Below are 22,646 nucleotides of genomic sequence, written 5' to 3' on the forward strand. Positions count from 1 at the left end.
CGGGCGAAACTCGCTGGTGGGGGGCGATCCCTGAACGACTCAAGGGACCGGAAGATCAGACGCTTCCGGATGTTTGGAGGGGGCTTTAGGCGGATTGGCTGTCAGAGTCAACCTTGCGCGCCGGAAGCCAGTCATTGACCGCATCGGCCATCCGCTGCGCGCCGCGTCCACTGATATAGGCTTCGACAATCGGGTGACGTCCCGCGCTCATGCCCTTTTCCAGGATCAGGACGGGACGATGCATCTTGGACGTGGTCCCGTCACGCGTCGAGGTGGTGGTTTCCACCTCTGCATGGGACAGGTTCGACAGCTCATGTTCCACGGCGTCATATCCAAAGACCGATTGGCGACGGATCAGGATGCTGTTCTTCCGACGGTCCAATACAACCTGCACGCGCCGCACAAAGACGCAGAAGGCGCCAAAGCCCAATCCGCCACCGCACAGGGCAAAGAACAGGCCGAACAAGATGCCCTCACCCCCTTCGGTGGCCATGAAGAGGCCTGCGCCAACGAAACAGAGGATAAAGATGGCCAACATGATGCCAATCAGCCAGGGCGTATTGGACAGGATCAACTGGTCCGGAGTGTTGCGCGTCACTTTCATGGCGGCACGCTAACACTGAAATTGCAGGCTGTCGTGGCTTGAATTTACCCACGAGTTACGCGATGAGCGCGTGAAACAGGAGGGTCTCATGGACGCATCATCCACTTTTCAGGACACATTGCCGCTCAGTTCCGACGCCCTGTTGGCGCAGTTGGATGCCTGGGGCCTGAGCTATCGGCTGCATACTCATGTCCCGCTGCGCACTGTCGAAGATGCGAAAGGTGTCGAAGATCAGTTTCTGGTGCCCGGCGAGAGCACCTTGCGCCTCAAGAACCTGTATCTGCGCGACAGGAAGAAACGGAACTATCTGGTCACGCTAGAGCAAAGCCGCGAGATCAATCTCAAGGCACTTGGCGCTGAACTCGGGGTCGGCAGCCTGTCTTTCGGATCGGCAGAACGCCTGTTTCAGACCCTCGGCATCCGGCCCGGAGCGGTCAGCCCGTTGGCAATGATCAACGGAGTTGAGAACAGTGTTCAGTTCTTCATGGACAGCGCCGCACAGCAGGCAGATGTCATCTATATGCATCCTCTGGTGAACGACCGGACCGTGGCGATGGCACGGGCGGATATGATGGCGTTTTTCGACCGGATCGGAGCCGAGGTGGTTTGGCTGCCCTGACTAGTCCTCAAGGGCCAGTTTCAAGGCCGCCGAAACATGCGCGGCCGAGGGGTTGATGAACAGATGCCCGTCGGCCTCGAAAACCGGATCGTCCAGATGATCGGGGAAGGCCAGAGGTAGCTCGGTACAGGCCAGCAGAATGGCGGTTCCGGGTGTGGCATGTCGGTTGCAGAAGGCCAGCAGCCTAGCGCGCGCACCAGCAGAAGCGCCGCCATAGAACTCACTGTCGATCATGTCCTGCATCTCGGCAATTTCGGGATCAGGCAGCCGTGCGTTTGCGGTGATGCCGACCTCGCGCAGCGTGTCGGCGTAGTTTGTGGCTTGCATGGTCACGGCTGTTCCCAGAACCAGCGCATAAGTGGCATTGGTCGAGGCCGTCACTTGGGCCGTGGCATCAAAGATGCTGAGAATGGGCATCGTGACACCCTGTCGGATTGCGTGCAGCCTTGCGTGCGGCGTGTTCGAAGCGATGATGCCAAAGTCGCAGCCAGCTGTTTCCAGGGTTCGCAGAGCATCCCGGAACACGGCGTCGAACCCGGCCCAGCTGGCCTCGTCCCCGGCAACGCCGCGCAAGGCCCGTGTTTTTGCCTGCGTGACGGACTCGATCGTCATTGGGGGAATGGGGAGAGGCGCGCCGTACCCGCGTTCGGCGAAGTATCGACCTGCCCCCTCGGAAATAGCGCGGTAGTAATCGACGGTCGAGGCCCAGCCGACACCGCCGAGTATTCCTATCTTTTTCATGCCAAACGCCCAATCTGCACATCGTCGTTGCCGCGCAGATTGAACGTTTCAGTCTTCTTTGACCAGAGCCTGTTCAGGCAGCAAGTTTACCAATGGCCTTATGGGCATTTTCAACCGACGCTTCGGCATCTATGGCCAATTGATCTGCGGCTACCACGTCGACGTCAGTGATGCCGATAAAGCCGAGAACATGCTTGGCGTAGTCAGTGGCAAAGTCGATCTCGGATCCGACAGCGGTGCCGCCCGATGCAACCGCGAGAATGGCGCGCTTGCCGTCCAACAGGCCTTTTGGCCCGCTTTCAGTGTACGAGAATGTCAGGCCGGCGCGGGCAACCAGATCAACCCACGCCTTGAACGCGGCGGGAACCGAGAAATTGTAGATCGGCAAGCCGACTACAATTGTGTCCGCGCGCTGCAATTCGGATACCAGTTCATCGGACAGGGCTAGTTGATCGCGTTGCACTGCATCCCGCTGGTCCGCGGGGGTGAAATTGGCGGCGATCCAATCCTCGGTCAGCAGGGGCAGCGGCGAGGCAAGGTCTCGGCGTATGATGCGTTCGGGATTCAGGTGCTTTACGATCCGGTCCGATAGATCGCGTGTGGTCGATCCTGTGCGGCGGGCCGAGGCATCGATATGCAGTGTGGTGTGGGTCATGTCCTTCGTCCTTTGGATGGATAATTTGCTTTCAGGTTCAATATGAGTGTTGCGTGGTCGAACAAAACCCGGCTACATCCACAGTTATTGTTGGAAATTGCACAATGGTGATCAGGCCATGGACAACTGGGATGAAGTCAGAACCGCCTATCAGGTTGCGCGGATGGGCACTGTCAGCGGGGCGGCCGAGGTTTTGGGCGTACACCATGCCACGGTGATCCGTCATATCGACGCCATCGAGGCGAGGCTGGGTGTCAAACTGTTCCAACGCCATGCGCGCGGATATACGCCAACCGAGGCCGGAGAGGACCTGTTGCGTGTCGCCCAAGCCACCGAGGACCAGTTCAACCAGTTGGTCGGACGTATGAAAGGGCGCGGCGATGATGTCTCGGGCGAGCTTGTGGTGACCTCGCTGGCCTCGCTGGCGCCGCTGCTGGTTCCGACCCTCAGCGCGTTCCAACGAGAACATCCCGAGTTGATCGTGCGCTACTTGACCGGAGACCGTCTTTTCCGCTTGGAATATGGCGAGGCGCATGTGGCGATCCGCGCCGGTTCAGCTCCGGACCAGCCGGACAACGTGGTGCAGCCGTTCCTGACCCAGGACATGGGCCTTTATGCCTCCAAGGACTACATTACGCGTCGGGGCAAGCCGTCTGGCGTTGAGGATTTTCCCCAACACTCTTTTGTGGGCGCCGACGACGAGAACAGCCGTGCGCCATTTTCGCGGTGGCTGCGCGAGAATGCGCCGGACAAGTCAATCACCTTTCGCTGTTCGAACAATTTCAACGTGGCCGAAGCCGTGCGCGCCGGGGCCGGTATAGGCTTTATGCCCCGCTGGGAAGCCGCGCGCCATTCCGACCTGGAAGAGGTGATGGAGATATTGCCCGAACTGTCAGGCAAGCTGTGGCTTGTCACACATGTTGATCTGCATCGTACCACAAAGGTGCAGGCCTTCCTTAAATTCCTCAAGGACGAAGCGCGGACCTGGATCCCATGACCTCGCAGGCGCGTGGCCATCTGGCCATGCTGACTTTCTCAGCTTTGGTGGCGGGCAGTTTCTCGCTGGGTTCGATCATCGCCAACGAGATTGCCCCGGCGGCGCTGAACGCAATGCGTTTCGCAATTGCGGCGGTGGTGATCGGACTGGCCGCGCTTGCGACCACCGGTTTGCCGCGTGTCGCTGCACGCGCGCCGTGGCGGTACCTTGTGTTGGGGGCACTGTTCGCTACTTATTTCGTGCTGATGTTTTATGGCCTGCAAACCGCTCGACCGGTCAGTGCGGCGGCTGTGTTCACGTTGACGCCTGTGATATCGGCCGTAGCCGGTTGGTTCCTTTTGCGCCAGATTACCACGCCGCGCATGGCTCTGGCACTTGTGGTCGGTGCCGCAGGCGCGCTGTGGGTGATTTTTCGCGCGGATTGGCAGCTGTTCCGGGCTTTCTCGATCGGCGGCGGTGAAATCATCTACTTCTGGGGCTGCGTCGCGCACGCGGTTTATACGCCCATGGTGCGGAAGCTGAACCGGGGCGAACCAGCGGTGGTTTTCACCTTTGGTACCCTTGTAGCGGGTTGCCTGCTGCTGACAGGATTTGGCTGGCGCGACATTGTTGCGACGGACTGGGCTAACCTTTCGGGGATGTTCTGGGTCGGGCTTTTCTATTTGTCGTTCTTTGCAACCGCCGCCAGCTTTGTTCTGGTGCAGTTCGCTGCGCTGCGCCTGCCTTCGGCCAAAGTCATGGCCTACACCTATCTGGTGCCGAGCTGGGTGATCCTGTGGGAAATCGCGCTGGGCAATGGTGTGCCCACCGGACTGATCCTGGGTGGGGTCGCGCTGACTGTTCTGGCTCTGCTTCTATTGCTGAAAGAAGAGACCCCCATACCGGCCCAGGTCCACCATGCGTCCGATTGATCTTTGCGCCGGTGCCAGGTTGTGGCAGGCTCAGTCTGGAGTTGCGCCATCAAGAGGACAGTAAATTGCATCGGATCGTTTTTGTTGGAGCATTCGTGGCGCTATCTGCCTGTGGTGTCAGTGACTCAGGCCAGATCGACAAAGCCGATCTTCAAGCCAGTTGCGAGGCATTGGTTGCAGCCGAAACGGGTGTGGCGTCAGAGGATGTCGCGGCGATATCAACGCGGACAGAGCCCGGCGGAACGCTTATCTCTGTCAACGTTGCGGGCGCTGACGCCCCATGGGTCTGCCGCGCCGACCCCGGCGGTGTCATAGTAAATGTGGCGTACAGCCAGCAAGGTTGACAATTTTTTCGCCCTCTCGGTCTTGAGCCAGATCAAGGCAAAACGCTGCCTTTTCCCAGAAACTCGGGCCGGAAGAGGAGGACATCATGTTCAATCACATCATGATCCCCGTCGATCTGCACATGCCGCCAGAAGTTCAAAGGGCAACCGCAGTCGCGTCGGAAATCGCCAAGTGGCAAAAAGCCCGGATTACGCTTGTCAGTGTGACCGGCACTCAACCCGGGGACATCACGCAGTCAAAGGAAGAGATTGCCAACGAATTGTCGGCGCTGGCGGATCAGATTGCCGGGCAAAGCGGGACACAGGTCGAGACGCGCAACATTCATTCGGTGGATGTTGCTGCCGAGGTTGACGGAAATCTTGCGCGCGCCGCCGAAGAGATCGGCGCTGATCTGATTGTTGTCGGTACGCACGCCCCGAGGATAACGGACTACATCTTTGCCAGCCACGCCGGGAAACTGGCACAACATGCCAAAGTTTCTGTGTTCGTGGTCAGGTAGGCCCGGCTTAAGGATCGTCAGAAATTGGGAGTTCGATCTCGAGAAAGCGCTCGAACGCGTCCAGGTTGACCGGTTCGAACTGTCCGAACCCCTGCATCCAGACCGACGCCGCCCGCAGCGCATCGGGCTCAAGCTTGCACCATTTCACTCGGCCACGTTTTTCCTGAGAGATCAGCCCGGCCCTGGTGAGGATCACGAGGTGTTTCGAGATGGCCGCCAGCGACATCTCGAACGGCTCGGCCACGTCGGTGACCGCCATATCATCCTCAAGCAGCATCGCAAGGATAGCGCGGCGCGTAGGGTCGGCGAGGGCTGCGAATACGGTGTCGAGGTCTTTTGACATGCTTCGCTGAACCACAGCCCCGAAGTTTGGTCAACCATTTGGTTGAATATTGTGAAACGGCCCTTTCCTGATGCTATGTCCCTGCGACGCACTGGCGCGGCTGTCCGGGTGTGTCAAAACTTCACAACAAAACAACACGTTAACTGTATTTCTTGCCCCGGAACTGAGTCGTTGACTCTGCGCCTGATGCCCCTTAGCACCTAGCCTCAAGACTGTGCGAGGAAAACGCCCGTGACCGATGACGACCAAAAGCAGCGTATGGCGCAGCTGGAGGCCAAGATCGACGCGGCGAAAAAGGCCAAAGCGCCGAAGCCCCGTGCAGATGCTGACGTGTCCGGGGGCGAGCTTGCCTGGAGGATGGTCATCGAAATGGTTTCCGGTCTGGGGATCGGATTTGGCATCGGATACGGGCTGGACAGCCTGCTCGGGACGATCCCGATCTTTCTGGTGCTGTTCACATTGTTGGGCCTTGTCGCGGGCGTGAAGGTTATGCTCCGCAGCGCGAAAGAGGTTCAAGAGAAGCAAGCGGCGGCTGAGGCGGCCGAGAAGGACGAGAGGGACTGAACGTGGCAACTGAGACCACCGCAGCAGAAGGCAGCAGCCTGGTTTTCCACCCGATGGACCAGTTCATCGTTAAGCCGTTGTTCGGCGACGGTGCGGTTGGCATGTTCACGATCACCAACGTGACGCTGTGGCTGTTCCTTGCAATTATCGCCGTTATCCTGCTGCTGGTTCTGCCGACGTCCAAACGCGCAATTGTCCCGACGCGCATGCAATCGGTCGCAGAGCTGACCTACGGTTTCGTATATAAGATGCTTGAAGACATCTGCGGCAAGGAAGGTGTAAAGTACTTCCCTTATGTCATGACCCTGTTCATGTTCATTGTCTGCGCCAACTTCCTGGGCCTGATTCCGACCTCGTTCACCACCACATCGCATTTCGCCGTGACTATCCCTCTGGCTCTGGCTGTGTTCCTGACCGTGACCGTTCTGGGCTTTGTCAAGAACGGTGCAGCGTTTCTGGGTCTGTTCTGGGTATCCAGCGCGCCTCTTGCGCTGCGCCCAATTCTGGCGGTTATCGAGCTGATCTCGTATTTTGTACGCCCGGTCAGCCACTCCATTCGTCTTGCCGGTAACGTCATGGCAGGTCACGCGGTGATCAAGGTGTTCGCAGGCTTTGCCGCGATTGCCGTGATCTCGCCCGTGTCCGTTCTGGCGATCACCGCTATGTATGGCCTTGAGGTCCTTGTGTCCTTTATCCAGGCCTACGTATTCACCATTCTGACCTGTGTATATCTGAAGGATGCGCTGCATCCGTCGCACTAAGGTCCGAACACCCAACATCGAAACTTCCAATTCGTAAGGAGAAACATCATGGAAGGCGATCTCGCACACATCGGCGCAGGCCTGGCAGCAATCGGTTCCGGCGCAGCCGCAATCGGGGTGGGCAACGTTGCAGGCAACTTCCTGGCCGGCGCCCTGCGCAACCCTTCGGCGGCTGCTTCGCAGACCGCAACCCTCTTCATCGGTATCGCGTTCGCAGAAGCCCTGGGGATCTTCGCATTCCTGGTCTCGCTGCTGCTGATGTTCGCCGTATAATCTGCGGAACCTGATCCTTACGCGCAGGTGGGCCCAAGCCATAGCGGCCCACCTGTTGTAAAGACAAGTTTCCGACGGAGGATATCATGGCGACTGAACCCCTTACAGAAGAGGTAGCTGGCTCGTGCGTCGACTCCTATGGCTCTGCCATCGGGATGCCGCAGCTCTGCTTCGATTGGTTCCCCAACCAGATTTTCTGGCTGGTCATTACGCTGGTCGTCATCTTTCTGGTCTTGTCCCGCGTGGCTCTGCCCCGCATTGCGGCAATCCTGGCTGAACGTCAGGGGACCATTACAAATGACCTGGCTGCGGCCGAAGATCTGAAGGCCAAGGCGGTCGAGGCCGAAGAGGCCTATAACAAGGCGCTGGCCGATGCCCGTTCTGAGGCACAGCGTATCGCAGCGGAAGCCCGCGCCGAAATCCAGTCTGGTCTGGATGACGCGATTGCCAAGGCGGATGCGGAAATCGCTGCAAAGGCGGCTGAATCGGAAAAGGCGATTGCCGATATCCGTGCAGGTGCGCTGGAAAGCATTCAAGTGGTTGCCAAGGATACGGCGGCTGAACTGGTGACTGCACTGGGCGGCGAGGCGGATGCCAAAGCCATCGACAGTGCCATTGACACGCAGATGAAAGGATAAGCGACATGCGGAACACTCTTGCCCTTATCCTGACCTTCGGCGCAGCCAGCCCGGCACTGGCCGCCAAAGGCCCGTTCTTCTCGCTGGCCAACACGGACTTTGTGGTCTTTCTGGGCTTCATCGTCTTCATCGCGGTCCTGTTCTACTTCAAGGTTCCCGGCATGATCGGCGGCGCGCTGGACACCCGTGCCCAAGGCATCAAGTCCGAACTGGACGAAGCACGCGCCCTGCACGAAGAAGCCCGCAGCCTGTTGGCCTCGTACGAGCGCAAGCAGCGCGAAGTGCAGGGTCAGGCGGATGCCATCGTCGCTGCCGCCAAAGAAGACGCGGCTTTGGCTGCGGAACAGGCCAAGGCCGATCTGGAGAAATCCATTGCACGCCGTCTGGCGGCAGCTCAGGATCAGATTGCGTCGGCAGAGGCGTCGGCCGTCAAGGAAGTCCGCGATCAGGCAGTGTCCGTCGCTGTCTCAGCGGCCAGCGCGGTTCTGGCCAAACAGATGAGCGCGGCGCAGGCCAACAAGCTGATCGATGCGTCGATTGCAGATGTTGGTGAAAAGCTGCACTGATCGTTTCTAACGCCGCTTCGACAAAAAGCGACCCGAAAGCTGATCGCTTTCGGGTCTTCTTTTTTTGGACTAGTCTTGTTGGCATTTGGGTTGAGAAACACCTTGTGTGAACCCCGACGGAGAGTTGCTATGATTGAAACGGCAGCCGTGATCACCAATCCGGCACCAGTTTGTCTGTTCGCCTACAACCGACCGGATCACACGGCGCGAACTCTGCAGGCGCTTTCGGCGTCACCTCTGGCGGCGCACACCGAGTTGCAAGTCTACCTCGACGGGCCTCGTTCGGAAGATGACGCGTTACTGGTCGCGCAAACCCGAAAAGTGATCGAAGCACAGACCGGCTTTGCATCTGTCAATCTGCATGCGCGTGAGGCAAATGCCGGGTTGGCACAGTCTATTCAGGACGGCGTAACCGCCACGATGCAGACTTATGGCAAGGCAATTGTTGTCGAAGATGACATAGTGACTTCGCCTGCGTTTCTGACCTATATGAACCGTGCGCTTGACCGCTACCAAGACGACACTCGGGTCTGGCATGTCTCAGGGTTCAACGAAGACCTTCCAGCCTTGTTGGACCGGCGAGGAGCAGTATTCTGGCGTTTCATGAGCTGCTGGGGATGGGCCAGTTGGGCCGATCGCTGGCAGCATTTCGAGCGAGATCCAGAAAAGCTGGTTCAGCAGTTCTCTGAAGATGACATTTATCGATTTAACCTCAATGGTGCCCAAGATTTTTGGGATCAGGTGCAGGGCAATGTCCGTGGCGAAATTCGAACCTGGGCGGTGTTCTGGTATGCGACAATTTTCAAGCAGGGTGGCTTGTGTCTTTCTCCTTGCAAATCCTTTGTAGACAATATCGGTCTGGACGGATCAGGCACCCATTGTGGTCCAGTAGACGAACTGAAGCCAAAAGACCTGTGCTACGACTACGACTTGCCGTTCCCGGAAAAGGCCATCGAAGACAAGGTCGCGCTCGAGGCATTGCGGGCGCATTTCAGCTATCGACCGGGTCGTTTGACCCGTCTAAGACGCAAGTTTAGAAGACTGATGAAAAGGCTCTGAAGTGATCGGTGTAAATCTAATTGCGGTTGGTGCCTCCTGATAACGACAATCAAATGGCTCCGACCTTCGAAACTCGGGCATACCAACGAAATTCTCTCAAATGCTTGTAAACCACATTAGCCATAGTTTTTCGGGCGGCGGGGCCGCAATCGCCGCTCGCCGACTGCATCATGCTTTGTTGTCCATTGGAACAGATTCGCACATGACAGTAGTCGATGGCCCCGACGAAGACCGGATTACAAAATTCGTTCCGCAAAGAACGCCTACGCGGTTTTGTCAGCGCGAATTCGCGCGGTACTTGCGAAAAAAGTATGCAAGACAGCAGGTCCGTGGGTTGGCATCGCTTGGCCTTGCACGCTCTGGTTTGGGCGCTTTTTTGAACAATCAATCCTCGCAAATATTGAATTTGCACTGGGTGAATTCCGACATGATTTCGATTGCCGAGATCGGAATGCTGAATCGCCCTGTGGTATGGACGTTTCATGACATGTGGCCGTTCTCGGGGGCCGAGCATGTGAGCGAGTTGGATAGGTGGCGTGACGGGTACATGTCATCTGAATGCAAAGGATTCGACTTGAACCGTTGGGTCTTCAAGAGAAAAGCCGCGCATTGGAGAAAGCCGTTTCAGATCGTCTGCCCCAGCAATTGGTTGGCCGACTGCGTGCGGCAAAGTGCATTGATGCGAGACTGGCCTGTCACCGTGATTCCAAACGCTATCGACACCGGTTTCTGGGCACCTGTCGACAGGACACAAGCGCGGGCTGAACTGGCGCTACCGCAGGATTCTCCTTTGGTATTGTTTGGCGCGGTTCAAGCCACCGAAGACCCCAACAAGGGCTTCTCTCACCTTGTCGAGGCGATGGAACGGGTGCATTCCGACGTTCCCGATGTGCAGGCGGTAGTATTTGGCAGTGACAAGATCGACGCAGAGTTTCCCTATCCGGTGCACTTCATGGGAAGGGTTAGCGACAATCGGTTGCTGAAACGTATCTATTCGGCATCGGATGTCTTTGTGTTGCCGTCCAGACGAGAGGTACTGGGATACACCGGTGTTGAGGCCATGAGTTGTGGTGTTCCAGTCGTGGGCTTCAAGACCAGCGGATTGTCAGATCTGGTTCCCGATCAACGCCAAGGGTACTTGGCCCAGCCTTTTGAGGCTGAGGACCTCGCGAATGGGATTATCTCTATCCTGCAGAACCGCGACAGCGATGCTGGGAAAGCCACATCGCGTGCCGCCCGGCAACACGCAGTGGAAAGCTTTGCACAATCGGTGGTGGCGGACCAGTATAAAGAACTTTATGAAAAGGTCGTCGAAAAAACCGCATCGGGTTCGAGTGCAACAACAGAGTAATGATGTTACTTTATTTTGTAGTCTCATTCATCAGTTTCTGTCGGGCAATAGCCTCATTGCGGTCGGCTTTTTTCTGATCTGCCAGGCATTGTTCCACAAAGCCCAAATGCTGTTCGACGGCAGCCCGCGCTGCGGCGGGATCTCGCATCTGTAGGGCATCGTTGATGGCGCGGTGTTGGTCCAGAATGGCATCGCGTGTTGTACGCTGCTGAAACATGACCTGGCGATTGTAGAACACGCCCTGTTGCAAAAGGTCGTACATGGATCGCATCATGTGAAGCATGACCACGTTGTGGCTGGCCTCAATGATCGCCATGTGGAATTCAGCGTCCAGCTGCGCCTCTTCGTCTGCCGCGTTTCGGGCATGGGCGGCTTCCATTTTGTCAAAGATGGTCTGAACGACTTTCAAGTCGCTCTCTGATCCAGACCGCGCAGCGCGTTCGGCTGTCAAACCCTCCATATCCCGGCGAAAGGACAGATAGTCGAATACAGCCTCGTTGTGACTGCCAAACAGTCGGATCAGGGCGGGTGAGAAAGCCGACCCCAAGACCTCGGCGATGAAAATGCCCGACCCGGCTTTGGCAGTCAGCAGGCCCTGATCCTGCAAGTCGGCAATCGCTTCGCGCAATGACGGGCGCGAGACGCCCATGCGATCTGCCAGCTCGCGCTCCGAAGGCAGACGTTCACCGGGACGCAATATGCCGCGCAGAATCAGCAATTCGATCTGCTTCACAACGGCGAGCGAGAGTTTTTCGGTCTGAACTTTCTGAAAGGGCATGGTGCAGTCCAAAATTGGTCAAATCATATGACCACACATCCGTGAAAGGCGCAACATGGGGTGGTCACAAGTGGTGTAACATTAGGTCAGTAATGTTGACTTTGTTTAATTGCTGCCTAGGCTGCCGATATTTCAGGTGGGAGGAGCCACATGTCACAACACCCGCAACAGGCTGCGCGCATGTCGCGGATGAAGGCCTCGGAAATCCGTGAACTGCTGAAACTTCTGGATCAGCCAGGCATAATCTCTTTTGCTGGCGGTATCCCGGACCCCGAGCTGTTCCCGGCCGAGGCGTTCGCGCAGGCGTTTCAGCAGGCGCTGGCGCCGGAACATCAGGCGCAGGCGCTGCAATATTCTGTCAGCGAAGGGCATGGGCCTCTTCGACAGTGGCTTGTCCGACACATGCGCGAGATCGGTATCGAATGTGAATTGAACAACATCCTGATCACCTCGGGCTCACAGCAGGCGCTGGACTATCTGGGCAAACTCTACCTGTCACCTGGCGACACGGCGTTGGTGGGATGGCCGACCTATTTGGGGGCAATTGCCGCGTTCAACGCCTATGAGCCACGGTATGACCGACTTGTTGTCAACGGCAATCGCGGGGCTGTGCAATATCGCGAGGCGGCAGGAAAGGGCGCTGTCAAATTCGCCTATATCTCGCCGGATTTTGCCAATCCGACCGGGGAAACGATGGACCTGCGCGGGCGCGAGACGCTGCTGGATCTGGCCGAGGATTTGAACTGTGCTGTGATCGAAGATGGAGCCTATCAGGCCCTGCGGTTTGAGGGTGAGCCTATTCCCCCGGTTCTGGCGCTGGAGCAAGCACGAAAAGGTACGATCGAAGACTGTCGAACAATCTATTGCGGTAGCTTCTCGAAAACCCTGTCTCCGGGGCTACGGATCGGTTGGGTCGTGGCGGCCAAGCCGATCATCTCGCAGCTGGTGCTCATGAAACAGGCCGCTGATCTGCATTCGGCCACCATCAACCAGATGGCGGTTCACCACGTCGCGCAGAGCTGCTTTGCCTCGCATGTACCAATGCTGCGTCAGGTTTATAGCGCGCGCCGTGATGCCATGCTGGACGCTTTGGCCCAGTACATGCCCGACGAGGTGGACTGGACCCGGCCCGAAGGCGGTATGTTTGTCTGGGTCACCCTGCCCAAAGGCACCGACGGGGCCGATCTGTTGGCGCGCGCGCTCGAGACTGTCAAGCTGGCTTTCGTGCCGGGTCGTGCCTTCTTTCCGGACGGGTCCGGGGCCAATACGATCCGGCTGAGCTTTTCCAACTCGGATGAGGCAAAAATCCGTGAAGGCATCCGCCGCCTGGGAGAGGTATTGCGCGCCTGAATTGGAAAGGTTTCATTAACCAATTTGCAGCAATGCTGCAGAATGATCCGGTTGTTCGCCTTCGTGTTGTTGGCTGCCTGTTCCGGCGGCACGCCATATTTCAGGGACCTGCCCGCAACGCGCGTGGCGGTCAATGGCAGTGTCTTTGACGTACGCGTTCGCGACGAGCTGGCCGAGGCCGTGCGCGTGAATCGACAATATGCTCCGCGCCTGGGTCCGATCCGCGACCGGGCGGCGCTGGCCATGGCGCAGGTCTCGGGCTGTCCGCTTCTTGATGTTTTGGGCGATGCGGCGGTGACCGTGGGCGTGTTGGGTTGCGACCGCGAATTGGGCGAGAAGCTGATTTTTGGTGCGCTGCTCCGACGACCTTACGAATGTGTCAACTATGGCTACTCCGGCGACTACGGCTATCAGGTCTTTGAGTGTACGCCCTACTGAGACACGTATACTCAAGCGCCAAATGGCCAAGATGTTGTGGATAACTTGGGTAAACAACCCATATCCTGCGCAATCACGTTGACACCTTGCCTCTCTGTTGCGCAGACTTCCTATCCATAGGAATCACGAAACGAGCAGCCTTTGCGCTTTAGCAAACTCAAACTGACCGGCTTCAAAAGCTTTGTGGACCCGACCGATCTGATCATTGCGGATGGGTTGACCGGTGTGGTGGGTCCTAATGGTTGCGGCAAGTCCAACCTGCTGGAAGCTCTGCGCTGGGTGATGGGCGAAAACCGCCCCAAATCCATGCGTGGCGGCGCGATGGAGGACGTGATCTTTGCCGGCGCCGCGACGCGTCCTGCGCGCAATTTTGCCGAGGTGGTCCTGACCCTGGACAACTCGGACCGGCTGGCGCCTTCGGGCTTCAATGACAGCGATCAGCTCGAGATTGTGCGGCGCATCACGCGTGACGTGGGCAGCGCCTACAAGACCAACGGCAAGGATGTCCGCGCCCGCGATGTGCAGATGCTGTTCGCTGACGCTTCGACAGGTGCGCATTCGCCTGCGCTGGTAGGGCAGAACCGTATTGCCGAGCTGATCAATGCCAAACCCCGCGCCCGCCGCCGTATTCTTGAAGAAGCCGCCGGGATTTCGGGCCTTTACCAGCGGCGCCACGAGGCCGAGTTGAAGCTGAAAGGTACCGAGGCAAACCTGACCCGCGTCGATGACGTGCTGGAACAGTTGGGCGGGCAACTGGCGCAACTGGCGCGTCAGGCCCGGCAGGCCGCGCGCTATCGTGAGATTGGCGAACAGTTGCGGCAGGCCGAAGGGATGCTGCTCTATCGCCGTTGGAAAGAGGCCGATGTAGCGCGCCAACAGGCCGAGGAAAAGCTGCGCGACCGGATCACAGAAGCGTCCCGCGCCGAAGCTGCAGCCCGTGAAGCGGGTACCAAGCGTGCCGAGATCGAGGAAACCCTGCCGCCCCTGCGCGAGGAAGAGGCCATCGCCGCCGCCGTCCTGCAGCGCCACCAAGTGCAGCGCGATCAGCTCTCAGATCAGGAAACGCGCGCGCGCCAGACGATCGAGACCCTGACCAACCGCATCCAGCAGTTGGGCAACGACATCGAACGCGAATCCGGTCTGAACCGGGACGCTGTCGATATGATCGAACGGCTGCAATGGGAGGCCCGCGAGCTTGCCAAAGCCACCGAAGGCTATGACGAAAAATTGGCTGAAGCTGCCGAAATCGCTCGTGATGCTGCATCGGTTCTGCAAGAGCGCGAGGACCATCTTTCGCAAGAGACCGAAGACATGGCCCGCCTTGTAGCGCGCCATCAATCGGCGCAGCGCCTGGTTGAGGACAGTCGCAAGACCCTGGCCCGGTCCGAGGGAGAAGAAGAAAAGGCCCGCGCCGCCGTGGATGAGGCCAAATCCACACTGACCCGTGCCAGCGATGCATTTGCGACTGCTCAGGACGGCGAGGAAGAAGCGCGCGAGGCCGCCGAGGCCGCCGAAGAGGCATTGGCTGCAGCAGATGAGCTGCGCAACGAAACGCAGGCGCGTGAATCCGAAGCGCGGGCCAAGCGGTCCGAGGCCGAGGGTGAACTGGGGGCCATCCGCGCCGAAACGACCGCGCTGGCCAAGCTTGTCGAACGCGACACCGCCGAAGGCGGGCAGGTTCTGGATCTGCTGCGCGTCGCCTCGGGCTTTGAGAAGGCATTGGGTGCTGCGTTGGCTGATGACCTGCGTGCGCCACTGGTCGAAGGCGACGGTCCCTCGGGCTGGGTTCAGGTGGCAAGCTATGACAGTGACCAGCCCCTGCCGCAAGGTGCCGAGCCTTTGGCCCTGCATGTGTCCGGCCCGGATCGCCTCAGCCGCCGGATCGCCCAGATCGGGCTGGTCGATGCGGATCAGGGCGCGAGGTTGCAGGCTTTGTTGAAACCCGGTCAAAGGCTGGTCTCACGCTCAGGCGATCTGTGGCGCTGGGACGGGTTCCGCGCTTGGGCCGAAGACGCACCAAGCGCTGCCGCCTTGCGTTTGGAACAGCTGAACAAGCTGGAAGCGCTGAAGCAGGAGCTTGCCCGGACCGAGGCGCAGGCCGACGGTGCCCGCGCCGCGCATGAGGCGTTGTCGCGGCAACTGACGGACGTGACCGAGGCTGACCGCCGCGCCCGTGACACCCGCCGCGCCGCCGATCAGCGCATGGCCGAAACCGCGCGCGCGCTCAGCAGGGCCGAGGCGGATCGCAATCTGGCGCAAGGCAGGCTGGAAACTCTGGCTCTGGCGGTCGACCGCCACAAGGAAGACGCTATGTCCGCCCGCGCGCAACTGCGCGAGGCTGAGGCCGCGTTGACTGATCTGGGTGATCTTGATAGCGCCCGGGCGCAGGTCGAAGACATCAAGCAGACGGTCGAGGCCGCGCGGATCACCATGCTGACCCATCGCTCGTCCCATGATGAACTGCGCCGAGAGGGAGAAGCGCGCACCCGTCGGTCGCAGGAAGTGACGAAAGACCTCAGCGGTTGGAAGCACCGTCTGGAAACCGCCGAGAAACGCATCGCGGAACTGGCCGAGCGCAAGGAAAGTTCGGAAGAGGATCTCTCGGATGCCATGGCCGCCCCCGGTGAGATCGCCGAGGCGCGCGAGGAACTGAACGAACTGATCGAAACCGCCGAGGCCCGTCGGGCCGAAGCCGCCGACAAGCTGGCCGAGGCCGAGACCCAGCAACGCGAGGTCGTTCTGGCCGAGCGCGAAGCGGAACGTCTGGCCTCGGAAGCGCGCGAAAGCCGGGCCGCGGCTGAGGCGCGGAGTGATGCGGCCAAGGAAAGTGTGGTGGCAGCGGCGGAACGGATTGCAGAGGATCAGCAACTGACACCGAACCAGCTGTTGAACCAGTTGGACACCAACCCCGATCAGATGCCCGCAGCCGATGCGTTGGAGGCGGAAGTGAACCGCCACAAGCGTCAGCGCGACGCGATGGGCGCTGTAAACCTGCGGGCTGAAGAAGACAGCAAGGACGTTCAGGTCGAATTCGACACGCTGAACAGCGAAAAGGCTGATCTGGAAGAGGCCATCAAAGCCCTGCGCAGCGGCATCGCAAGTCTCAACCGCGAGGGTCGTGAACGTCTGCTGACCGCGTTCGAACAGGTGAATTCAAACTTCGCCATGCTGTTCAAGCACCTGTTTGGCGGCGGTGAGGCCAATCTGGTCATGGTCGAAAGCGATGATCCGCTGGATGCCGGTCTGGAAATCATGTGCCAGCCGCCGGGCAAGAAACTCTCGACCCTCAGCCTGCTGTCAGGCGGGGAACAGACCCTGACCGCGACGGCGCTGATCTTTGGTGTCTTCCTGGCGAATCCGGCCCCGATCTGCGTGCTCGATGAGGTCGACGCGCCGCTCGATGATGCCAACGTCACGCGGTTCTGCGATCTGCTGGACGAGATGTGCCGCCAGACCGATACGCGGTTCCTGATCATCACCCACCATGCGGTGACAATGGCGCGAATGGACCGTCTGTTTGGCGTGACCATGCAGGAACAGGGCGTCAGCCAACTGGTTTCGGTCGATCTGAAGAAGGCCGAGCAAATGGTCGCCTGATCCCTCACCGGATCGTTATGAGCCATCCCTCGCGTATCCGGTTAGGCTGATCGCATGACCAGATACCTTATCCTTGCCTTGCTGGTTGCCAATCCACTATTGGCGGCAGACTGGCCCACAAAGCCCGGAGACGTCCCCCTGACGCCGCAGGAACTGGATGCGTTGGCGGGGCAAACCCTCACCTTCTATGATGACGGCCAGTCCAAATTCTCAGCCGGCGGGGCCTATTCCTACACCTACGCCAGTGGCGAGTCCGCCTTCGGCACCTATTCCATCGCCGAGGATGGCAGCATCTGCATCGCCTATCGCAACGGCTTCAGCCGCTGCGATCTGTACGTCCACAGGGGTGAGCGACTGATCCTGATCGATGAAAAGGGCGATCGGTATCCGGTGCGACCGGAGTGAGGTGGAAATGAATCCTCAATCGCTTCTTCCGATGGCCGCTGCCCGGACAAGGCCGTCGTACGACTCGGAAGTGCCCAGGACCGCTTTGAGCGGGATGGCGAAGCACAAACTATAGCGTCCAGGATTGTGTTTCGGCAGCCATCGCCTTGAGCCATAGAATGTCGAAGCCTGCGATAATCCGATACCCCTTGGCGAATAGCGCTTCTGCTTGAGGTTTTGCAAGTCCAACGTTGCCGAGTGGGATGCCTGCAGAGTTCGCTGCTTTTTCGACTTTGGCTATGGCTGAGAGAAAGTCGGGATGGTCGAATTGACCGGAAACGCCCAAATCCGTCGATAGATCAAACTGCGCCGGAATAATTGCATCGATGCCAGGAACCTCGCATATTGCTTCGATATTCTCAATTGCATCCCGTGTTTCGACCAGCAAACAACACACCATGTGGCCATCAACTGTTTCGCGGTAGTCCATGAGTGATGTGCCCCACCGAGAGTGCGCGAGGAAGGGGCCGAAACCACGTGTGCCATTTGGCGGGTAGCGCAAAGAGCCAACGGCTTTTTCGGCATCTTCGACTGTTCGGATCAACGGAAAAACAATACCTTCCGCGCCGAGGTCTAACACTCGTTTAACCTGTGACCGGTCGTTTTCTGTGACGCGGACGAGCGGTGCACAAGCTGTGCCTGCCGTTGCTGCGATCATCGCGTGGGCAGTCGCATAATCAATTGCACCATGTTCCATATCAATGATGACCGCGTCGCTTCCAGCCGCCGCCATGGCTTGGGTCACCGCTGCTGACGGAATGGTGCAGACATGCGCCGTCAAACGTTTAGTAGGATCGGAAATCTTGTCTTTCAAAGTCATTTTTCGGGATTGCACGGGCACCTCAAACGATAATCGGTTGAAAAAAGTTTGTTTTGAACAGTTTAGCGGACCATGCCGTTACCCAGTATGTGCAGGATAGTCGAAGAACAAACCATTATTGTAAAGACATCAAAGAAAACTCTAGTAAGTAGAATGGCGTATTGAATGAAATGAATACTTAGCAGGGTTGCAATCATGAATAGTTCCAACAACAACGCACCGGTCGCAATTGTTACTGGCGCAAGCGGTGGGCTTGGTTCCGCTACTGCACTTGCTCTCAGCGCGGAGGGCTATCGTCTTGTCTTGATGTCTCGAAGCGGCTGCCAGGACATTGCGAAAGAAACCGGAGGTATTGGTGTTGCTGGTTCAGTGCTGAGTGATGACGACGTGGACCAAACAGTAGCGATAGCATTGGAGGCCTTTGGCAGAATTGATTCTGCCGTTTTCGGTGCAGGTAGACATAGTGAAGTTTTGAAAGCCTACGATTTACCAGCAGCACCTTCCACAACACGCGACAGTTTCAGCTACGACCCAAAATATACGCGTGATGTCTTCGATATTCCTTGGCCAGCTTGGCACGATGACTACGAAATGATGGTCGTTGCACCGATGCGATTGGCAAAAGCGGTGCTGCCGCATATTGGCGCTAACGGCCGAGGCTCGTTTGTTGCAATTTCCGGGATAGAGGCAGCCCAACCCAGACTGCCCTTCACTCTTGGTCCTACGCGTCTAGCTTTGCAGGGATTTATCAAACTTCTGTCTGATCGATATGGGCCGAAAGGCATCCGTTTCAATACTATAGCGCCTGGTCTCATGGAAAGTGCGAACTCAGAGTTTCATCCGGATTGGGCAACGACCGTTCCGCTGGGACGTGTTGGCCGCAATGAAGAAGTAGGCTCTACAATAGCATTCCTACTTTCTGAGGCCTCAAGCTATATAACTGGCCAATGCTTCACCGTTGACGGTGGTGTAAACCGACCGTTGGGAATCTGACAATATCCACCATCTCTCCAATAGTATGATCAGGGCGTGGCGAGAGCAGCTGCAGAAGACTTTTGAACGTTCCAGTTCGCTGTAAGCCAAGGGCTCAAAACCGACATCGCTTCACAACTGTCTCAGCAACTCGATCGTCGGCCATGCATCTGCGGGCAGCCCCAAGCGCGTTTGTTCGGCCTGTACAGCTGCTCGCGTCCCGGCACCCAGAATGCCGTCAATCTTGCCGACGTCATATCCGCGCGCCTGCAGCTTGCTTTGCAATTGCTTCATTTGCGCTCCCGACAAACCCTGTGCCGGGTTTCCCGCGTCATAGACCTGCGCACCCTCCAGACGGGTTCCGAAATAGGCGGCCGTCAGGACATAGACAAAGCTCTGGTTCCACTCGAAGTAGACGTCGAAATTGGGATAGGCCAGAAAGGCCGGTCCCTGATGGCCCTGCGGCAGGATCAATGAGGCAGGCAGGTTGGCCAACGACCCGCTGCGAGCCTGCACGCCCATCGCCTGCCAGTCAGTGATCGGGCGCGGTTTGCCGGGGCCGGACAGCGACCAGTCCATTTGCGCGGGCAGGGTGACTTCCTGCAGCCATGGCTGGCCCGGTTGCCAGCCCAAATGCGACAGCATCTTGGCCCCGGACAACAACGCGTCGGGGGCCGAGGTTTTCAGCGAGACGGTGCCGTCTCCATCCCCATCTACGCCGTTTTCCAGAATGTCGCGAGGCAGCATCTGCACCATGCCAATCTCACCAGCCCAGGCACCAGTAGTACGGGCGGGATCGAAACTGCCCTGGCTATACAACTCGATTGCGGCGAAAATCTGGGGTCGGAACAACGCGGGCCGACGGCAGTCATGGGCCAGTGTCACAAGCGCGTTGCGAGTGTTGAAATCACCCTGAAACGCGCCGTAGTCGGTCTCGAATGCCCAGAAGGCCAACAGCACACCGCGCGAGATGCCGTATTCCCGCTCGATCCGGTCAAACACCGCGTCGTATTTTTGCGACATCGACCGTCCACGTTCGATCCGGTTGGCAGAGATCAGGCGGCGCGAGAAATCAATGAAGGGTTTCTGAAACACGCCCTGCGCGCGGTCAGCTTTCAGAACCGCACTGTCCTGCTGCACGCCCTGGAAGAAGAAGTTGACCGTCGATGTGTCAAAGCCCTGCTGGACAGCTTCGGCCTTGAGCCCATTGACGAAGGAATTGAACCCTCCTCCACATTCGGCAACTACGGGTGAGGCGAACAGGGCGGCGGCAAACAGTCCGGGCAGTAAGCGCATGGGGTGTCCTTTAAACAATCAGGTCGACCCCAACCCACACCGACAAGAAGACAAGCGCAAGCCCCCAAACCTTCCAGAGCATGTCGCATGCGCGGAAAACCTCGTACGCGCCAATTTCGCGCCGAGCGTCTCCGTTGACCCAGGCCAGATCCCGAATCTGTCCGTCATAGCTGCGCGGTCCCGCCAGTGCGATGTCCAGTGCGCGCGCCATCGCCGCCTCGGGCCAGCCCGCGTTTGGTGAAATATGGTGGCGGGCGTCCCCGAGGATTTCGCCCCATCGGGACCATTGGTTCGACAAAGCAACGATCATCACACAGGTCAGTCGGGCCGGGATCACGTTCAACAGGTCGTCGAACCGGGCCGAAGCCCAGCCAAAGTCGCGATGTTTCTCAGTACGGTAGCCGATCATGCTGTCAGCTGTGTTTACGACCTTGTAAACCAGCAGTCCCGGCAGGCCGGCGACAAGAAACCAAAAGGCAGGCGCGATGACGCCGTCGCTGAGGTTTTCGGCGGCACTTTCTATCGCGGATCGGGCGACCTGTTCTTCTGACATGTCCGTGGTATCGCGTGAGACGATCATGGCCACCTTTGCGCGTCCTTCGGGCAGGGATAGGCGCAGCCCATCACCAACAGCACGGACATGAGCGACCAAAGACTTCTGAGCCAGCAGGATGGCGCAGATCAGAACCTCAACCACAGCGCCAAGCTGCGACAACAGCCATCCGATACCGCAGGCTAAGCTGCCCAACAGGATCAGGACGCACACACCCTTGGCACGCCGCGCCATACCGGTGTTCAGACGCCTATCCAGCCATCCGATACCATTGCCGACGGCCACCGCAGGGTGGCGTATGCGTGACCAGAGCCAGTCGGGTTCGCCCAGTGCAGCGTCCAGACACATCGCACAGACCAGCAGCAGGGGTGTGCTCACAACGCGGCCTCCAGCCGGTCCCATCCGTCCGAGGGGGGCAGTCCAAGGCGCAAATAGGTTTTGGAATAGGGGAAAACGCGGCTCCAGATATGTGCCTGCGCCAACCGATCTTGCCATGTGGTTGCAGCGTCGACATCGTAGAGACGGAACAGGCTTGTGCCCCCCACCAGCCGGGCGCCTTTCTTTGTGACAAGAGTATCCAGACGGGCGCTATCAACCTCCAACCGCGCGCGCGTTTCAGTGGCCCAGTCGGTGTCCACCAAGGCCTGCGTACCAACACGCAGCGCCGGCCCCGACACAGCCCAAGGGCCGGTCAGGTCGTTCAGTCGGGTGATCAGGTCCGGATCTCCGATGGCAAAACCCAGCCGAAGACCGGCCAACCCCCAGAACTTGCCGAAACTCTTGAGAACAACCACCCCAGGGCGGGTTGCCAGATGGACCAAAGAAGCTTGCGGCGTCACGTCGCAAAAGCTTTCATCAATCACGGTCAGCGCCGCATTCGCGTCTCTTGCCTGCCACAATCGTCCGTCTGGATTGTTCGGATGCACGATGACACGGGCGTCGGCGGGGTTGGTGCCCTGCACTGACCAACCTTGCGCAGAGAACGCAGCAGCGTGCTCGTTGTAGGTAGGCATCGTGATTTGCACCCGGCCCGGCTTGGCCAAAGCGGGCATGCGGGCGATCAAAGCCGAAGCTCCGGGCGTCGGCAGGATTGCTGCTTCTTTGGGCACAGACCAGAACTGTCGCGCGGCTGTTCCAAGCTGCTCGAACGCGCCCTGATCGGGCAACTCGGCCCAATCCGAGGCTTGTAGCCCTTCAATCGGATAGGGGTGCGGGTTGATTCCTGTGGACAGATCAATCCAACCTTCACGGGTGCCACCATAGCGCGCGATGGCCCCGTCCAACCCGCCACCGTGGTCACGTTTGGCGCGTGGGTTCAAACCGTTGTCGTTCATCTGCACTTTTCGCCCCAAACGTCAATTTGAGCCCGTTTCAAGCGGATTTTTGCCGTTTTGACAAGGGAATCCGCATGATCCGAGCGCGCTGGGGGGGGCGTTAACACTTTGTTAAGGAAATCACGTGATCACAGACCT

26 protein-coding genes are annotated in these 22,646 nt (G+C 58.6%); 17 read left to right on the forward strand and 9 right to left on the reverse strand.

All coding sequences use genetic code 11. The annotated features are described in order from the left end of the window. Positions 1-85: 85 nt before the first annotated feature. A complete protein-coding gene (locus ACR0L4_RS15000) occupies positions 86-604 on the reverse strand; it encodes a hypothetical protein (RefSeq protein ID WP_480513861.1) in 519 nt (172 codons plus the stop codon). Between the two features lie 88 nt (positions 605-692). Between ACR0L4_RS15000 and ACR0L4_RS15005 the strand changes: the two genes are divergently transcribed. Further along, the gene (locus ACR0L4_RS15005) at positions 693-1,223 is read left to right on the forward strand and encodes a prolyl-tRNA synthetase associated domain-containing protein (protein ID WP_480513863.1); all 531 of its coding nucleotides are present in this window, start codon (positions 693-695) and stop codon (positions 1,221-1,223) included. Here the strand turns inward: ACR0L4_RS15005 and ACR0L4_RS15010 are convergent, their stop codons facing one another. Both ACR0L4_RS15010 and ACR0L4_RS15015 read right to left on the reverse strand, forming a co-directional pair. Beyond that, positions 1,224-1,964, reverse strand: a complete 741-nt coding sequence (locus ACR0L4_RS15010) for an aspartate/glutamate racemase family protein (RefSeq protein WP_480513865.1) — start codon at positions 1,962-1,964, stop codon at positions 1,224-1,226. It abuts the gene before it with no gap. 73 nt (positions 1,965-2,037) lie between these two features. Then, positions 2,038-2,619, reverse strand: a complete 582-nt coding sequence (locus ACR0L4_RS15015; RefSeq protein ID WP_480513867.1) for an FMN-dependent NADH-azoreductase — start codon at positions 2,617-2,619, stop codon at positions 2,038-2,040. A gap of 118 nt (positions 2,620-2,737) precedes the next feature. Here ACR0L4_RS15015 and ACR0L4_RS15020 point away from each other — a divergent pair, with 118 nt between their 5' ends. The 4 genes from ACR0L4_RS15020 to ACR0L4_RS15035 all read left to right on the forward strand — a co-directional run bounded on the left by ACR0L4_RS15020 (position 2,738) and on the right by ACR0L4_RS15035 (position 5,371). Beyond that, the gene (locus ACR0L4_RS15020; protein WP_480513869.1) at positions 2,738-3,616 is read left to right on the forward strand and encodes a LysR family transcriptional regulator; all 879 of its coding nucleotides are present in this window, start codon (positions 2,738-2,740) and stop codon (positions 3,614-3,616) included. Then, positions 3,613-4,527, forward strand: coding sequence for a DMT family transporter (locus ACR0L4_RS15025; RefSeq protein WP_480513871.1), 915 nt, complete (start codon positions 3,613-3,615; stop codon positions 4,525-4,527). The genes ACR0L4_RS15020 and ACR0L4_RS15025 overlap by 4 nt, the downstream gene beginning before the upstream one ends. A 65-nt stretch (positions 4,528-4,592) precedes the next feature. Beyond that, the gene (locus ACR0L4_RS15030; protein WP_170752326.1) at positions 4,593-4,871 is read left to right on the forward strand and encodes a hypothetical protein; all 279 of its coding nucleotides are present in this window, start codon (positions 4,593-4,595) and stop codon (positions 4,869-4,871) included. A gap of 86 nt (positions 4,872-4,957) precedes the next feature. After that, positions 4,958-5,371, forward strand: a complete 414-nt coding sequence (locus tag ACR0L4_RS15035) for a universal stress protein (RefSeq protein WP_480513873.1) — start codon at positions 4,958-4,960, stop codon at positions 5,369-5,371. Between the two features lie 7 nt (positions 5,372-5,378). Here the strand turns inward: ACR0L4_RS15035 and ACR0L4_RS15040 are convergent, their stop codons facing one another. Continuing rightward, positions 5,379-5,714 carry an ArsR/SmtB family transcription factor gene (locus ACR0L4_RS15040; RefSeq protein ID WP_480513875.1) on the reverse strand — a complete coding sequence of 112 codons (336 nt, stop codon included), beginning with the start codon at positions 5,712-5,714 and terminating at the stop codon, positions 5,379-5,381. A gap of 231 nt (positions 5,715-5,945) precedes the next feature. Between ACR0L4_RS15040 and ACR0L4_RS15045 the strand changes: the two genes are divergently transcribed. The 7 genes from ACR0L4_RS15045 (at position 5,946) to ACR0L4_RS15075 (ending at position 10,926) form a co-directional block, all read left to right on the forward strand. After that, complete coding sequence (locus tag ACR0L4_RS15045; RefSeq protein WP_170531415.1) at positions 5,946-6,278, forward strand: AtpZ/AtpI family protein; 333 nt, start codon at positions 5,946-5,948, stop codon at positions 6,276-6,278. A gap of 2 nt (positions 6,279-6,280) precedes the next feature. After that, positions 6,281-7,039 (forward strand): F0F1 ATP synthase subunit A, encoded by a 759-nt coding sequence (locus ACR0L4_RS15050; protein WP_170531413.1) that lies wholly within the window; start codon positions 6,281-6,283, stop codon positions 7,037-7,039. A gap of 48 nt (positions 7,040-7,087) precedes the next feature. After that, positions 7,088-7,312, forward strand: coding sequence for a F0F1 ATP synthase subunit C (locus ACR0L4_RS15055; protein ID WP_005981269.1), 225 nt, complete (start codon positions 7,088-7,090; stop codon positions 7,310-7,312). Between the two features lie 86 nt (positions 7,313-7,398). Further along, entirely contained in the window at positions 7,399-7,950 is a 552-nt protein-coding gene (locus ACR0L4_RS15060; RefSeq protein WP_170752317.1) for a F0F1 ATP synthase subunit B', read from the forward strand. A 5-nt stretch (positions 7,951-7,955) separates the two neighbouring features. Further along, positions 7,956-8,516: a F0F1 ATP synthase subunit B gene (locus ACR0L4_RS15065; protein WP_170752316.1), complete on the forward strand. Its 561-nt coding sequence runs from the start codon at positions 7,956-7,958 to the stop codon at positions 8,514-8,516. Between the two features lie 129 nt (positions 8,517-8,645). Beyond that, a complete protein-coding gene (locus tag ACR0L4_RS15070) occupies positions 8,646-9,575 on the forward strand; it encodes a glycosyltransferase family protein (RefSeq protein ID WP_480513878.1) in 930 nt (309 codons plus the stop codon). Positions 9,576-9,675: 100 nt separating this feature from the next. Continuing rightward, positions 9,676-10,926 carry a glycosyltransferase gene (locus ACR0L4_RS15075; protein ID WP_480513881.1) on the forward strand — a complete coding sequence of 417 codons (1,251 nt, stop codon included), beginning with the start codon at positions 9,676-9,678 and terminating at the stop codon, positions 10,924-10,926. Between the two features lie 10 nt (positions 10,927-10,936). Here ACR0L4_RS15075 and ACR0L4_RS15080 read toward each other — a convergent pair whose 3' ends face one another. Next, positions 10,937-11,704, reverse strand: coding sequence for a FadR/GntR family transcriptional regulator (locus ACR0L4_RS15080; protein WP_480513883.1), 768 nt, complete (start codon positions 11,702-11,704; stop codon positions 10,937-10,939). A 150-nt stretch (positions 11,705-11,854) separates the two neighbouring features. Here ACR0L4_RS15080 and ACR0L4_RS15085 point away from each other — a divergent pair, with 150 nt between their 5' ends. The 4 genes from ACR0L4_RS15085 (at position 11,855) to ACR0L4_RS15100 (ending at position 17,494) form a co-directional block, all read left to right on the forward strand. Further along, positions 11,855-13,054: an aminotransferase-like domain-containing protein gene (locus ACR0L4_RS15085; protein ID WP_480513885.1), complete on the forward strand. Its 1,200-nt coding sequence runs from the start codon at positions 11,855-11,857 to the stop codon at positions 13,052-13,054. Positions 13,055-13,096: 42 nt separating this feature from the next. Further along, positions 13,097-13,492 (forward strand): hypothetical protein, encoded by a 396-nt coding sequence (locus ACR0L4_RS15090; protein ID WP_170752305.1) that lies wholly within the window; start codon positions 13,097-13,099, stop codon positions 13,490-13,492. A 141-nt stretch (positions 13,493-13,633) separates the two neighbouring features. Then, positions 13,634-17,089: a chromosome segregation SMC family protein gene (locus ACR0L4_RS15095; RefSeq protein ID WP_480513887.1), complete on the forward strand. Its 3,456-nt coding sequence runs from the start codon at positions 13,634-13,636 to the stop codon at positions 17,087-17,089. A 54-nt stretch (positions 17,090-17,143) separates the two neighbouring features. Beyond that, entirely contained in the window at positions 17,144-17,494 is a 351-nt protein-coding gene (locus ACR0L4_RS15100) for a hypothetical protein (RefSeq protein ID WP_480513889.1), read from the forward strand. A gap of 109 nt (positions 17,495-17,603) precedes the next feature. On the opposite strand, the gene ACR0L4_RS15105 is transcribed toward ACR0L4_RS15100, so the two are convergent. Next, positions 17,604-18,347 (reverse strand): HpcH/HpaI aldolase family protein, encoded by a 744-nt coding sequence (locus ACR0L4_RS15105; RefSeq protein ID WP_480513891.1) that lies wholly within the window; start codon positions 18,345-18,347, stop codon positions 17,604-17,606. A gap of 201 nt (positions 18,348-18,548) precedes the next feature. Here ACR0L4_RS15105 and ACR0L4_RS15110 point away from each other — a divergent pair, with 201 nt between their 5' ends. Continuing rightward, positions 18,549-19,346 (forward strand): SDR family oxidoreductase, encoded by a 798-nt coding sequence (locus tag ACR0L4_RS15110; protein WP_480513893.1) that lies wholly within the window; start codon positions 18,549-18,551, stop codon positions 19,344-19,346. A gap of 111 nt (positions 19,347-19,457) precedes the next feature. On the opposite strand, the gene ACR0L4_RS15115 is transcribed toward ACR0L4_RS15110, so the two are convergent. The 3 genes from ACR0L4_RS15115 to cobD are packed head-to-tail and all read right to left on the reverse strand — an operon-like array spanning position 19,458 to position 22,508. Further along, a complete protein-coding gene (locus ACR0L4_RS15115) occupies positions 19,458-20,621 on the reverse strand; it encodes a lytic murein transglycosylase (protein ID WP_480513895.1) in 1,164 nt (387 codons plus the stop codon). Between the two features lie 10 nt (positions 20,622-20,631). After that, positions 20,632-21,552: an adenosylcobinamide-phosphate synthase CbiB gene (cbiB, locus tag ACR0L4_RS15120; protein ID WP_480513897.1), complete on the reverse strand. Its 921-nt coding sequence runs from the start codon at positions 21,550-21,552 to the stop codon at positions 20,632-20,634. Then, positions 21,549-22,508, reverse strand: a complete 960-nt coding sequence (gene cobD, locus ACR0L4_RS15125; RefSeq protein ID WP_480513899.1) for a threonine-phosphate decarboxylase CobD — start codon at positions 22,506-22,508, stop codon at positions 21,549-21,551. Before cobD ends, cbiB begins: the two co-directional genes overlap by 4 nt. Between the last annotated feature and the right edge of the window lie 138 nt (positions 22,509-22,646).

It is taken from the genome of Ruegeria sp. AB5 (genome assembly GCF_056542645.1).

Bases quoted from the DNA above. Each gene is read 5' to 3' on its own strand.
- ACR0L4_RS15060 (WP_170752317.1), top strand. From the start codon at position 7,399: ATGGCGACTGAACCCCTTACAGAAGAGGTAGCTGGCTCGTGCGTCGAC.
- ACR0L4_RS15110 (WP_480513893.1), top strand. From the start codon at position 18,549: ATGAATAGTTCCAACAACAACGCACCGGTCGCAATTGTTACTGGCGCA.
- ACR0L4_RS15025 (WP_480513871.1), top strand. From the start codon at position 3,613: ATGACCTCGCAGGCGCGTGGCCATCTGGCCATGCTGACTTTCTCAGCT.
- ACR0L4_RS15070 (WP_480513878.1), top strand. From the start codon at position 8,646: ATGATTGAAACGGCAGCCGTGATCACCAATCCGGCACCAGTTTGTCTG.
- ACR0L4_RS15080 (WP_480513883.1), bottom strand. From the start codon at position 11,704: ATGCCCTTTCAGAAAGTTCAGACCGAAAAACTCTCGCTCGCCGTTGTG.
- ACR0L4_RS15015 (WP_480513867.1), bottom strand. From the start codon at position 2,619: ATGACCCACACCACACTGCATATCGATGCCTCGGCCCGCCGCACAGGA.
- ACR0L4_RS15040 (WP_480513875.1), bottom strand. From the start codon at position 5,714: ATGTCAAAAGACCTCGACACCGTATTCGCAGCCCTCGCCGACCCTACG.
- ACR0L4_RS15005 (WP_480513863.1), top strand. From the start codon at position 693: ATGGACGCATCATCCACTTTTCAGGACACATTGCCGCTCAGTTCCGAC.
- ACR0L4_RS15055 (WP_005981269.1), top strand. From the start codon at position 7,088: ATGGAAGGCGATCTCGCACACATCGGCGCAGGCCTGGCAGCAATCGGT.
- ACR0L4_RS15075 (WP_480513881.1), top strand. From the start codon at position 9,676: ATGCTTGTAAACCACATTAGCCATAGTTTTTCGGGCGGCGGGGCCGCA.
- ACR0L4_RS15115 (WP_480513895.1), bottom strand. From the start codon at position 20,621: ATGCGCTTACTGCCCGGACTGTTTGCCGCCGCCCTGTTCGCCTCACCC.
- ACR0L4_RS15100 (WP_480513889.1), top strand. From the start codon at position 17,144: ATGACCAGATACCTTATCCTTGCCTTGCTGGTTGCCAATCCACTATTG.
- ACR0L4_RS15020 (WP_480513869.1), top strand. From the start codon at position 2,738: ATGGACAACTGGGATGAAGTCAGAACCGCCTATCAGGTTGCGCGGATG.
- ACR0L4_RS15065 (WP_170752316.1), top strand. From the start codon at position 7,956: ATGCGGAACACTCTTGCCCTTATCCTGACCTTCGGCGCAGCCAGCCCG.
- ACR0L4_RS15010 (WP_480513865.1), bottom strand. From the start codon at position 1,964: ATGAAAAAGATAGGAATACTCGGCGGTGTCGGCTGGGCCTCGACCGTC.
- ACR0L4_RS15085 (WP_480513885.1), top strand. From the start codon at position 11,855: ATGTCACAACACCCGCAACAGGCTGCGCGCATGTCGCGGATGAAGGCC.
- ACR0L4_RS15090 (WP_170752305.1), top strand. From the start codon at position 13,097: ATGATCCGGTTGTTCGCCTTCGTGTTGTTGGCTGCCTGTTCCGGCGGC.
- cobD (WP_480513899.1), bottom strand. From the start codon at position 22,508: ATGAACGACAACGGTTTGAACCCACGCGCCAAACGTGACCACGGTGGC.
- ACR0L4_RS15035 (WP_480513873.1), top strand. From the start codon at position 4,958: ATGTTCAATCACATCATGATCCCCGTCGATCTGCACATGCCGCCAGAA.
- ACR0L4_RS15000 (WP_480513861.1), bottom strand. From the start codon at position 604: ATGAAAGTGACGCGCAACACTCCGGACCAGTTGATCCTGTCCAATACG.